The following is an 11701-nucleotide window of genomic DNA, read 5'->3' on the forward strand; positions in this document are numbered from 1 at the left end:
ATCCTAGATTCACCTTACGATCGCGCCAGCCAAAGGCCCGCCTCAACTATTGGATATTTCATCACTACAGCCACTCGTCCTGATTGCCTAGCCGCCGAGCCACATCGATGGTAAGCGCAAGGCGACGATAACGCCTCGGAAATTGGCGATTTAGAGCGCGTTTCGTAGTATAGGCCTGACCAATGATTTGCAGTAACTGCAGCAGCCGTTCAGTGGCTCCCATCGGTGATACCGCGTCGAACCGTTCGTCGCTATTGCCCTGGAGCTATTCAGTTGGCAGTCCATTGGCATTGCAATGATGCAATTGCCTGGAATGATGTCCATAGATTTGTCTCCCTGTCCATCGCCGATTTCAGGCTTAAGGCTTGACGAACAGCGCTTGCAGGTCGCCGTAGGGCATGGCCTTGGCGATCAGGGGGCCGGCGTTGCCGGTGGTGAGGAAGTCTTTGGCCATGCCGGCCGCGACTGCCCACAGGGCTTGCGGAATGCCGGAACCGGCGCTCAGGCGGGCGACGCCCAGCTGGTGCAGTTCGTCGGCCGAAGGTAGGCCGGGCCAGTCCATCACGTTGACCGGCAGGCCGGCGCCGGCCACCACGGCCTTGATGTCATCCACCTTGCAAATGCCCGGTACGAACAGGCCGCTGGCGCCGGCTTCCTTGTACAGCGCGGCGCGCTTCAACACTTCCGCCACGCGCTCGCCTTCAGGCGCCAGGCCTTTCAGATAGACGTCGGTGCGGACGTTGATGAAGATGTCCCGGCCCAGCGTGCGGATGGCACGGATTTTTTCCACCATCAGCGACGGCGCGTCGTGGCCATCCTCCAGGTTGATGCCGGCCACGCCGACTTCGATCAGACGCAACACGTTGCGCGCCACTTGACCAGGATCGGACGAGTAGCCGTTTTCAAAATCCACCGACAGCGGCACCGTCAGCACACGCGCGATGTTGGCGGCGACGGCAATCGCGCTGTCCACCGGCAGATGGTCGTTGTCGGCATAGCCTTGCGCCCATGCCACGCCGGCGCTGGTGGTGGCGATGGCCGGCGCGCCCAGGCTTTCGAACAGGCGCGCGCTGCCGGCGTCCCAGGCGTTGGGCAGGTGCAGCAGTTTGCTGCCGTCGTGCAGTTGCTTGAATTGGTTCATGCGGTCTCCTTAAAATAGACTGGCTTGCGCCGTGGTCAGGCTGGTGAAGCTGTCGTTCATCGGCAGCAGGATGGAATCGGCAATCGGTTGCAGTTGCTTGCTCAGATAATGTTCGTAGTCGATATTGGACCGCATGACTTCCAGCGGCTCCGGGCCGCCGGTGGTCATCACGTAGCTGATCCAGCCGCCGTTCTGGTAACGCAGCGGGCGGCGTTGCGATTGATTGTACTCATCGGCCAGGCGCGCGGCGCGCACTTGCGGCGGCACGTTGACTTTGTATTCCTCCAGCGGCTGGCGCAAGCGCTTGCGGTACACCAGCAGGTCATCGTAAGCGCCCGACATGGTCTTGCGCGCATACTCGCGCACATATTCCTGGTAGGGCTCGTCCTTGAAGATGCGCAGGAACAGGCCTTGCTGGAATTGCTGCGCCAGCGGCGTCCAGTCGCTGCGCGCCACTTCCAGCCCGCGATAGATGACTTCTTCCTCGCCCTTGCTGTTGATGATCAGGCCGGCGTAGCGCTTCTTGCTGCCCAGGTCGGTGCCGCGGATGGTGGGCATGAAGAATTTCTGGTAGTGGGTGTCGAATTCGATTTCCAGATGACAGTCGAGGCCGTGCTTTTCCTTCAGCATGGTGCGCCACCAGTGGTTGATGTAGTCCGCCAGCTCGGCGCCGATGGCCAGCGCTTCCTGGTTGGGATGTTCCTTTTTCAGCCAGATGAAGATGGAGTCGGTGTCGCCGTAGATGACGTCGTAGCCGCGCGCCTCCACCAGCTCGCGCGTCTGCTTCAGCATCTGGTGGCCGCGCAGCGTGACCGAGGACACCAGCCGTGGGTTGAAGAAGCGGCACTCGCTCGCGCCCAGCACGCCGCAGAAGGAGTTCATCAGCAGCTTGAGCGCGGTGGACAGCGGCTCATTTTTTGCGCGCTTGGCGGCGTCGCGCTGCTTCCAGATTTCGGTGGTGATGGCCGGCAAGCAGTGCTTCTCGCGCGAGAACACGGTGCCGTTCACGCCCTCCACCACGTCGGCCTTGTCGGTGGCGATTTCGCCTTCGATCAGGCCGACCGGATCGACCAGGAAGGTGCGGATGATGGAGGGATACAGGCTCTTGTAGTCCAGCACCACCACCGAGTCATACAGGCCGGGCTTGGAGTCGATCACGAAACCGCCCGGCGAGGCGCCGCCGCTGATGTCGCCGACATTCGGCGCGACATAGCCCTCGCGATGCATGCGCGGCAGGTAGTGATGGTTGAACGCGGCAATGGAGCCGCCCAGATGGTCGGCCTGCAAGCCGGTGACCGTGGCGCGCTCGATCATGAAGGCCAGCAGATTGGCCTTGTGGAAGATGCGCGTGACCAGCTCGCAATCTTTCAGGTTGTAGGTCGCCAGCGCCGGCTTGTCCTCATGGAAGCGGCGTTCGATTTCCGCCATCTTGTCGTAGTCATCGCCGATTTCCTTGCCCTCGCCCAGCATGGCCTGCGCCACGTTTTCCAGACTGTACGACGGGAACATCCACGACGCCGCCTTGAGCGCATCGATGCCATCCAGGATGATGCGGCCGGGCACAGGCGCAAACCAGTAGTCCTGCTTGCCCGGATGCTCGCGCCATTCGATGGCCTTGCCCTCGCGGCCCAGCGCCAGCGGCACCTTGAATTTGTCGGCGTTCTTTTGCAGCACGCGCAGGTCGAACTGCACCACGTTCCAGCCGATGATGACGTCGGGGTCGTGACGCGCCAGCCAGGCGTTCAGGCGTTCGATCAGCTGGCGCGGTGCGGCGCAGTATTCGAGATCGAAATCCAGCGCCGGCGGCTCGGCCGGCGCCGTGCCCAGCATGTAGACCTGGCGCTGGCCGCAACCTTCCAACGCGATCGAATACAGGTCGCCAAAGGCGCTGGTCTCGATATCCAGCGAGACCATGCGTAAGGTCGGCCGGTAGTCCGGCGCGGGTTTGAGCTTGCAGTTGTGGATGACGGCGCCGCTGGCGTGGCCGCCCTCGGTGTGCACGGTGGCGGTGATGAAACGCTCCATCAGGTAACGCTCGGGCGGGCGGATGTCGGCCTCGTACAGCTTGATGCCGTGGTCGCGCAGGTTACGCTCCAGCGCGGTCAGCTGCTTGTAGCGCGAGGCGTACACGCCCAGCACCGGCCGCTGCTGAAACGTCTTGAGTTGCAGTTCGCGCAGTTCGATGCCCGCGTCCGGCTTGATTTGCGCCTCGATGGCCGAGCGCAGGGAAGCCTCGGCAAAGGCAACCGAGGTTTGGGCGGTGAGGCGGACTTTCCTGGGGCCGGCGTCGGTCGCCAGCCAGAAATCAATCTCCGTGCCGGTGGGCGTGTCGCGCCAGTGGCGGGTCAGGATGAAGCCGGTTTGTGCGGTATGCGACATGTCAGAATTATACTGTATGCGCATACAGTTTGCATTAATCCAGCTGCGCCCAGCCTCCCGCCTTGTACGACAGCCGCAAGGCCGCCGGGCCGCGTGGCGCCGGACGGTGCTCCGGCCGGCCCGGCGTGCCCGGTCGTTCGACGTCGAAGGCCACGCCGTCGAGGCTGATTTCAACCGTGGCGCCATCCTCGTCGCGGCCGGAGAACAGCAGCAAGGCGCCCGGTCCGCGCACGGCGCCGCGCACCGTGCTGAGGCCGGACCAGCGATAGCTCATCAGATCGCCAGTCAGGCGGCTGGCGGCCTGCACCAGCGGCAAGCGTTCCTCATGCGTCGGGTCGCCGCCGCTGATCCAGTGCAGATGGATTTCGCACAGGCGGCCGCATTCGGCGCCAAAGATATAGCGCAGGCGGGCCGGGCCGGGTCCGGGCGGCAACGCCGGCAGCGTCAGCTCCAGCCGGCGCTCGCCGCTCAGGCTGTCGATTTCGTAGCGCGGCGCGCCCTCCGCCCGCGGATGTTCGCGGGCGACGATCCCCATCACGGTGGGCAGGTCCATGCCCCAGCGCGCGCGGCCGTAACCATTGCAGCGGTAGCGATGCTCGCGCACCTGCCACGAGCGCGGCTGGCCGGTCAGCGACAATTCCAGCATGGGACGGCGCCACGGACGGGCGCCCGGCGCGGGCAGAGTATTGGAGAGGTGCATCGATGGTCATGCGTGATAAAACCAGTTGTATTCTAGGTTGCCGGTTCGCCCTTGTATGTAGCACGAAAGTGCTACATCCGGCCGTGGGCCTGCTCATCCGGCGTAAAATGGCCGCATGAAGCACACCGAACCAGCAGACACCCGCCCGATCCACGTCGCCATCGTCGAGGACGATCCCGATTTCAGCAACGCCCTCAGCCTGGTGGTGCTGAACTCGCCCGACATGCAACTGGTGGGCCGCGCCGGCACCCAGGCCGAGGGCCTGGCTTTGCTGTCCGGCCCGCCGGCCGACGTGCTGCTGGTCGACCTGGGCCTGCCGGACGGTTCCGGCATCGCCGTGATCCGCGCGGCGGCCCTGCACTGGCCCAGCTGTAGCATCATGGTGAGTACCAACTTCGGCGACGAGACGCATGTGATGCGCTCGATCGAGGCCGGCGCGGCCGGCTACCTGCTCAAGGACAGCTCGCCGGCCAAGATGAGCGACGAGATCCGCAGCCTGGCCAACGGCGGCAGCCCGATCAGCCCCATCATCGCGCGCCAGGTGCTGGCGCGCTTCCGCGATACGCCGACCGTGCCGCCGGCCAGCGCCAGCAGCGGCGCCGGCGAAGACAGTCCGCCGCTGCTGTCCCAACGCGAGAAGGAAGTGCTGGATTACATCACCAAGGGCTTCACCGTGCACGAGATCGCCAACCTGATGCAACTGTCGCACTTCACCGTGCGCACTTTCGTGCGGCGCATCTACAGCAAGCTCAAGGTCACATCCAAGGCCGAGGCCATCTTTGAAGCGCGCACCCAGGGCCTGCTGTCCTGATGGAACGTTCGTCGCGGCTGCTCGCCAACCTGCTGCTGTTATTTTCCGTGGCCGTGCTGATCGCGGCGGCCTCGCTGTATCTCGATAACGACGGCGGCCGCGGCACCACCGCCAGCCTGCACCTGACCCAGGCCAGCTGGCAGGAAACCACCGCGCCGTCCTACTCGCCTCCGCCGGCCACCATCGACAGCGCCACGCTGCCGCCGGCGTGGCAACTGGTGTCGCTGCCGTTCAGCCCCTCGATCGCCCTGCTTCGGCAGGCCGAGGCCGGCACCAGCGGCCAGCCAAAGCAGGCCGTGCGCGTGAGCTGGCTGAAAGTGGCGGTGGATAATCTGCCGGTGGACGCGCGCCCGCTGGCGGTGTACGGCATCCGCGTCAAGACCGACGGCACCATCGCGGTCTACATCAACGGCAAGCTGGCGCACCAGGCCCAGCAGAACGGACCATCGTGGAACAGTACGCGCACGCCACTCTGGTTCACGCTGGACCAGCGCCAGAGCAACGCGCCGGTGCGCGAAATCCTGCTGCGGCTGGAGCATAGCCATGCCTCGCAGACGGCGGTGTCGTCGCTGCGGCTGGGGCCAGCCGATGTGCTGCGCTCCTCGTATCACATCCGCATGTGGCTGCAACAGCAATTGCCGGGCATGCTGAGCGCGGCCTTCATGGCGGTGGGCGTGTTTGCCCTGTTCGTCTGGCTGCGCCGCCAGCACGAGGTCGCCTACCTGCTGTTCTTCAACCTGTCGGCTACGGCCTTCCTGCGCGGACTGCATTTCTATGTCGACCTGCGGGTGGAGAACGACTGGTTCGCCTGGCTGACGGTGAACTCGCTGTTCTGGCTGGTGCTGGCGGTGCACTTCTTCCTGTGCCAGTTGCACCAGCGGCCGCTGGTCTGGCTGACGCGCGGGCTGGTGGCGGTGACGCTGGCGATCGGCGTACTGACCTTGCCGGTGCTGGCGGTGTTGCCGAATATGCCGACCGTGACGCCGCTCGTCTATCTGGTGGCGCCGGCCATGAGCTTGCTGGCCTGCGTGGTGGGCGGCATTTGCGCGTGGCGCCATTCGGCCGAGGGGCGGCTGGTGGTGTATGGCATGTTCGCCTGCACCGCCATGGGCATGACCGACTGGCTGTTGCAGAACAACGTGATCAATGCGGAAGGCTGGTATCTGGGAGCGTATGCGCCGGCGGTGTGCTTCATCACTTTCGGCATCCTGATGTACCGGCGTTATGTGGATGCGATCGCGGAGGTGGAGCGCGTCAACGCCAGCCTGGCCGAGCGGCTGGAAAAGCGCGAGGCGGAACTGGAAGCCAGCCACCAGCGCCTGCGCGAGATCGAACTGCGCCAGACCATCAGCGACGAGCGCCAGCGCCTGATGCAGGATATGCACGATGGGTTGGGCTCCTCGCTGATCAGCGCCATCCGTTCGGTCGAGCGCGGCGATATCAGCGAAGCGCGGGTGTCACAAATTCTGAAAGATTGTCTGGATGACCTCAAGCTGACCATCGACTCGATGGAGCCGGTGGAGGCCGACCTGCTGCTGTTGCTGGCCACCCTGCGCTTCCGGCTGGAGCCGCGCCTGGAAGGCACGGGCGTGCAGCTGCTGTGGGAAGTGCGCGAACTGCCGACGCTGCCATGGCTGAATCCATCCAGCGCGCTGCACATCCTGCGCATCATCCAGGAGAGCATCGCCAACATTCTGCGCCACACCCGGGCGACGGAAATCCGGGTCGGCACCACCGCCGGCGCGGACGGCGTGCAAGTGCACATCGCCGACAACGGCGGCGGCTTCGACGTGGCGCAAGCTTTGCATGGCGCCAGCGGCCGGGGCCTGCAAAATCAACAACGCCGCGCCGCCTCGGTGGACGGCAAGGTGAGCTGGCAATCCAACCCCGCCGGCACCCTGTTCACCCTCTGGCTGCCGCTGGTCCGCAAGGGATAAAAAAAAAGCCCGCTCAGGGAGCGGGCTAAATCTATTTCCTTGGAGGAGAATAGAGGAGACAGGTGAATGATGCGCCTTACTCGACCATTAATCCAATTTATCTTTCTGATGCCAGAGATTCACCCGGCGAATATCACTCAGAACTTCACATCCAGCTTGACACTGAAATAACGGAATACGTCACGCGGCGGCACCCAGCTGTTGGCCGTCACCTGCGGCGAAGTCGCGGTCGGGCCGGCGCGGAACGAGGACGGGCCGCTGGCGTTGGCGTTCGGGATGTAGAAGCGGTCGAACAGGTTGTTGACGCGGAAGCTCAGCTTGTAGCTATCGTTGGCCGAACGTACGCCGAAGCCCAAATCGGTAATACTGTATGCCTTGTTACGCGCGTTGGGGTCGTTGTTGATGTTGGTAAGGTAGTCGCTTTGATAACGCACGTTCGCATTCACGAAGCCGCGCAGTGGCGTCGATGGAATGTTGAAGTCGTAGCTGGCGCCGAGGTTGGCCTTGATCTTCGGCGTGCCCGGGAACACCGAGTTGTCCAGATTCTGCACACCGGTGGTCGAGCCCGGCGTGATCGGGAAGCAGGCCGCGTTCTGGCCGGCGATCGAACCGTTGGCGGCCAGCTTGGTGCCGTTCACGGCAACGTTGGTGGAATCGCTATAGCACGGACCGTTGGCCCACTTTTCGATGGTCGGCAAGGTGAAGGCCAGCGAAGCGTTCACGTTCAGGCCGCTACCCACCAGCGCGTTGGCGTCGATCTCGAAACCGTGGGTGCGGATGTGCGGGATCGAGTTCAGCTGGCTGTAGATGGTCGGGTCGTTCGGCAGCACATAGGTCACGTTCTGCTGGTAGCCGAAGAAGTCCGAGTTGTAGTACGTGGCCGCCACCGACATGCGGTTGTTGAACAGATTGGCCTTGGTGCCGATCTCGAAGCTCTGGCTGGTTTCCGGCTTGACCGGGAAGGCCGCCGCCGCTTTCAGGCCCGAGGTGACGTCATACGCCTCGCCCTTGTAGCCGGTGGATGCCTGGGTGTACACCATCCAGTCCGGCGTGATCTGCTTCTGCAAGCTGAGCTTGCCGGTGGTGGCCGGGTCGCTGTTGCCGTAGCTTTCGAACTGGTCCACGCCCACCGGGCCTGGCTTGAAGGAGGCTTCATCCAGCTGGTCGGTGTAGAAGTTGCGCTTGTAGTGGTAGCCCGAGATTTCCTCGTTGAAGCGCACGCCGGCGGTCAGCGTCCAGGTCGGCACGAATTCCCACGACGCCTGGCCGAAGATGGCCTTGTTGGTGTTGTAGATGTCGGTGTAGTAGTTGGTCGGGCTGGATGGCGAGTTGGCGTTGCAGGTCATCGGCGCCACGCAGTAGCCACGGATGAAGTGGCGGTAGATTTCGTTATGCGCCAGCCACAGGCCGGCCACGTATTTGAAGGTGCCGGTGTCCGGCGAGACATAGCGGATCTCCTGCGTCTTCGAGCGGATGTCGTAGGTGCCGAACTGGTAATTGCCGATGGTGGGGATGGTCGAACCGGCCGCCGCGATGGTCGGCTTGTCGGTGAAGTCCTGGTCGCGGAAGTCGTTGGCCAGGTATTTGCTCCACGAGCTGATCGACATCAGGGTGGCGTCGTTCGGCAGGGTCCACGACACTTTCAGGCCGACGCCGCGGTCGCTGGAGATCAGGCCGGTCGGGAAGTCGCGGCGCACATTGCGGTTGCCCGGATCATTGACATTGATGCCTGCCATCAGGACCGATGCCGGCAGTTGCGGATTGCCGTTCAGGTAGACACCGTCCAGGCCGATCGGCGTGGACACCAGGGTGCCGGCTGCCTGCGAACCGGTGCGCAGGAAGAAGCCGTTCACCGCGGTCACGCCGCGCGAATTTTCCTGGTAGTTATAGCGCGGGGTCAGGTCGACCTGCACGCTCTCGATGGGATTCCATTGCAACTTGGCCATGAAGGTCTTGCCGCCCGAGCCGTTGACGTCCTTGCCGTCGGTGAGGTTGTGGAAGTTGCCCGGCATGCGGGTCTTGCCGGCGTACAGGCGCATGGCGAAGTGCTCGTCCAGCTGACCGCCGGCCGAGGCGTTGACACGCCACTCATTGTCGTTGGTCAGGTAGGTGCTGGCGCGGTACACCATCGGGCCGGAAATCGACTTGGTGACGATGTTGACCGCCCCCGCCACCGCCGATTTGCCGAACAGCGTGGATTGCGGGCCTTTCAGCACCTCGATGCGCGACACGTCGGCCAGGTCCTTGAAGGCCTGGAACTGGGTGGCGATGGGAATGTCGTCAATGATGACCGCCACGTCCGACTCGACGCCGATGCCGACCGAGACGGTGCCGATGCCGCGCATGAAGATGGCGTTGTTGGCGGCGGTGGTGCCGGAGTTCAGCGTCAGCGATGGCATCATGGCCACCACGTCCTCGATCTCGCGGATATTGGTGCGCTGGATTTCCTGCTCGCTCATGACGGAAATCGCCATTGGAACGCTTTCCAATTTTTCGACGCGTTTATTCGCGGTCACCACGACAGTCTCCAGCGTGCCGGGTTTGGTGGTGGATTCCTCCTGTTGGGCCTGCGCGTTCATGGACAGCAAGGCCAGGCCGAGCGCCGCAGCCATCGGCGTCAGGTGGATGGGTTTTCTCATGGTCGTCTCCGTTGTAGTTTTAGTTAATCGTTTAACTTAAGTGACGAGCAAGATTAAATCAGCGCGAAAAAGAAGTCAACAGGTATGGGAAAACCGCGCAACAGATTAAAAATAAGTGCGCGGAAAACGATTACCTTAACCGGGACAAGATTATTTGTAGCGCGACAGTTCCATTTTGCCAATTTGCGAGCGATGCACCTCGTCCGGGCCATCCGCCAGGCGCAGCGAGCGGGCGCTGGCGTAGGCGTGGGCCAGGAAGGGATCGGCCATGCCGCCGCCGCCCTGCACCTGGATGGCCCAGTCGATCACCTGGCAGGCCATGGACGGCGCCGCCACCTTGATCATGGCGATTTCCTTGGCCGCCACCTTGTTGCCGACCGTGTCCATCATGCAGGCGGCGTTCAGCACCAGCAGGCGCGCCTGGTCGATCATGATGCGCGCTTCGGCGATGCGTTCCAGCGTGACGCCCTGCTCCGCCACCGGCTTGCCGAAGGCCACACGGCTCAGGCTGCGCTTGCACATTTGCTCCAGCGCGCGTTCGGCCAGGCCGATCAGGCGCATGCAGTGGTGGATGCGGCCGGGGCCGAGGCGGCCCTGGGCGATTTCGAAGCCGCGACCTTCGCCAAGGATCAGGTTGGCCGCCGGCACGCGCACGTTGTCGAACACGATTTCGGCATGACCGTGCGGCGCGTCGTCAAAGCCCAGCACCGGCAGGTGGCGCAGGATGTTGACGCCCGGTGTATCGCGCGGGACCAGGATCATCGATTGCTGCTTGTGGCGGCTCGGATTGTCGGGATCGCTCTTGCCCATGAAAATGAACACGGCGCAGCGCGGATCGTTGGCGCCGGACGACCACCATTTGCGGCCGTTGATCACGTAATGGTCGCCGTCGCGCACGATGGAGCTGGTGATGTTGGTGGCATCGGAGGACGCCACGTCCGGCTCGGTCATGCCGAAGCAGGAGCGGATGCGCCCGTCCAGCAGCGGCGCCAGCCATTGCTGTTGCTGCTCGGGCGTGCCGTAGCGCGCCAGCACTTCCATGTTACCGGTGTCCGGCGCCGAGCAGTTGAACACTTCCGGCGCCCAGTGCACGCGGCCCATGATTTCGCACAGCGGCGCGTACTCGAGGTTGCTGAGGCCGGCGCCGTGTTCGGAGTCCGGCAGGAACAAATTCCACAAGCCGGCGGCGCGCGCTTTCAGCTTGAGCTCCTCCATGATTTTCGTTGCCACCCAGGCGTTGCCGGCGGCGCGGTTGGCGTCGATTTCGGCGTGGAAGGCGGCTTCGTTGGGATAGATGTGTTCATCCATAAAGGCCGTCAGTTGGGCCTGGAGCTGCTTTACTTTCGGGCTGTATGCGAAATCCATGATTGATGTCTCCGGTTATCGGTAAGTGACGCTGCCCGGCTGGCCCAGCCATTCGAGATGCGCGTAATTGTTCAGGTAACCCAGCGTGATCTGGCCGGGACGTTGCAGCAGTTTGGTGACGGCGCAGTTGGCCAGGGTCCAGCTCATTTCCATCACCTGATAGTCCTGTAGCCCCAGCAGGTGCTGCATCAGCGTCGAGATCACGCCGCCGGAGGTGAAGACGATGGTGGTGTGGCCGCTCTGCCCGTTCTCCAGCCGTTCCAGCGCACGCACGCAGCGGCGGCGGAAGTCGGGCCAGGTTTCGGTGTAGTCGCTATCGTGCCAGCCGCCCATCCAGCGCTGCATGGCGGCGCGGAACAGGTGCTCCAGGGCGCGCGGCGGCTCGACGTGATCGGCCAGCAGCGCCTTGAAGGCGACTGCATCGGCGAATTCCGGACAGTGGCGCAGCAGCACTTCGTGGTGATCGAATTCGGCGAAGTCTTCGTCGGTGATCCATTCGGTGTCGGCCAGCAGTGGCTTGGGCAGTTCTGCCAGGCAGGTGTCGGCGGTCTGCCTGTGGCGCGCCATGCCGCCGGTGACGACCTTGTGGAATGGCTGATGGCTGTTGGTATACCACTGCCCCAGCAGGCGCGCCTGCTCATAGCCCAGCTCCGACAGTTGATCGTAATTGGCGGCGCCGAACGAGGCCTGCCCGTGGCGCACCAGCAAAATTTGTCCCATATCGCATCC

Annotated in this window: 8 protein-coding genes; 2 read left to right on the plus strand and 6 right to left on the minus strand. The window is 63.6% G+C overall.

Going from position 1 to position 11701, the window contains the following annotated elements; genetic code table 11:
• Positions 1 to 358 precede the first annotated feature (358 nt).
• Genes GM676_RS06395 through GM676_RS06405 form a run of 3 tightly spaced genes read right to left on the minus strand, consistent with a single transcriptional unit; the run spans position 359 to position 4220 of the window.
• The gene (locus GM676_RS06395) at positions 359 to 1141 is read right to left on the minus strand and encodes an isocitrate lyase/PEP mutase family protein (protein ID WP_155462599.1); all 783 of its coding nucleotides are present in this window, start codon (positions 1139 to 1141) and stop codon (positions 359 to 361) included.
• A 9-nt stretch (positions 1142 to 1150) separates the two neighbouring features.
• Positions 1151 to 3520 (minus strand): DNA polymerase II, encoded by a 2370-nt coding sequence (locus GM676_RS06400; protein ID WP_155462600.1) that lies wholly within the window; start codon positions 3518 to 3520, stop codon positions 1151 to 1153.
• A 34-nt stretch (positions 3521 to 3554) separates the two neighbouring features.
• Positions 3555 to 4220, minus strand: a complete 666-nt coding sequence (locus GM676_RS06405; RefSeq protein WP_155462601.1) for a hypothetical protein — start codon at positions 4218 to 4220, stop codon at positions 3555 to 3557.
• A gap of 115 nt (positions 4221 to 4335) precedes the next feature.
• On the opposite strand from GM676_RS06405, the gene GM676_RS06410 reads away from it, so the two are divergent.
• Both GM676_RS06410 and GM676_RS06415 read left to right on the plus strand, forming a co-directional pair.
• Positions 4336 to 5031 (plus strand): response regulator transcription factor, encoded by a 696-nt coding sequence (locus GM676_RS06410; protein ID WP_155462602.1) that lies wholly within the window; start codon positions 4336 to 4338, stop codon positions 5029 to 5031.
• Positions 5031 to 6968 carry a sensor histidine kinase gene (locus tag GM676_RS06415; protein ID WP_155462603.1) on the plus strand — a complete coding sequence of 646 codons (1938 nt, stop codon included), beginning with the start codon at positions 5031 to 5033 and terminating at the stop codon, positions 6966 to 6968. The genes GM676_RS06410 and GM676_RS06415 overlap by 1 nt, the downstream gene beginning before the upstream one ends.
• Positions 6969 to 7105: 137 nt before the next feature.
• Here GM676_RS06415 and GM676_RS06420 read toward each other — a convergent pair whose 3' ends face one another.
• The 3 genes from GM676_RS06420 to GM676_RS06430 form a co-directional block, all read right to left on the minus strand.
• Positions 7106 to 9607 carry a TonB-dependent receptor gene (locus GM676_RS06420; RefSeq protein ID WP_155462604.1) on the minus strand — a complete coding sequence of 834 codons (2502 nt, stop codon included), beginning with the start codon at positions 9605 to 9607 and terminating at the stop codon, positions 7106 to 7108.
• A 150-nt stretch (positions 9608 to 9757) separates the two neighbouring features.
• A complete protein-coding gene (locus GM676_RS06425) occupies positions 9758 to 10972 on the minus strand; it encodes an acyl-CoA dehydrogenase family protein (protein ID WP_155462605.1) in 1215 nt (404 codons plus the stop codon).
• Between the two features lie 15 nt (positions 10973 to 10987).
• A complete protein-coding gene (locus GM676_RS06430; protein ID WP_155462606.1) occupies positions 10988 to 11692 on the minus strand; it encodes a histidine phosphatase family protein in 705 nt (234 codons plus the stop codon).
• Between the last annotated feature and the right edge of the window lie 9 nt (positions 11693 to 11701).

Source organism: Duganella radicis (assembly GCF_009720825.1).
GTDB classification, from domain to species: Bacteria; Pseudomonadota; Gammaproteobacteria; order Burkholderiales; family Burkholderiaceae_D; genus Rugamonas; species Rugamonas radicis.

Coding starts and splice junctions, on each gene's coding strand:
- GM676_RS06395 (WP_155462599.1), bottom strand. CDS start 1,141: ATGAACCAATTCAAGCAACTGCACGACGGCAGCAAACTGCTGCACCTG.
- GM676_RS06400 (WP_155462600.1), bottom strand. CDS start 3,520: ATGTCGCATACCGCACAAACCGGCTTCATCCTGACCCGCCACTGGCGC.
- GM676_RS06405 (WP_155462601.1), bottom strand. CDS start 4,220: ATGCACCTCTCCAATACTCTGCCCGCGCCGGGCGCCCGTCCGTGGCGC.
- GM676_RS06410 (WP_155462602.1), top strand. CDS start 4,336: ATGAAGCACACCGAACCAGCAGACACCCGCCCGATCCACGTCGCCATC.
- GM676_RS06415 (WP_155462603.1), top strand. CDS start 5,031: ATGGAACGTTCGTCGCGGCTGCTCGCCAACCTGCTGCTGTTATTTTCC.
- GM676_RS06420 (WP_155462604.1), bottom strand. CDS start 9,607: ATGAGAAAACCCATCCACCTGACGCCGATGGCTGCGGCGCTCGGCCTG.
- GM676_RS06425 (WP_155462605.1), bottom strand. CDS start 10,972: ATGGATTTCGCATACAGCCCGAAAGTAAAGCAGCTCCAGGCCCAACTG.
- GM676_RS06430 (WP_155462606.1), bottom strand. CDS start 11,692: ATGGGACAAATTTTGCTGGTGCGCCACGGGCAGGCCTCGTTCGGCGCC.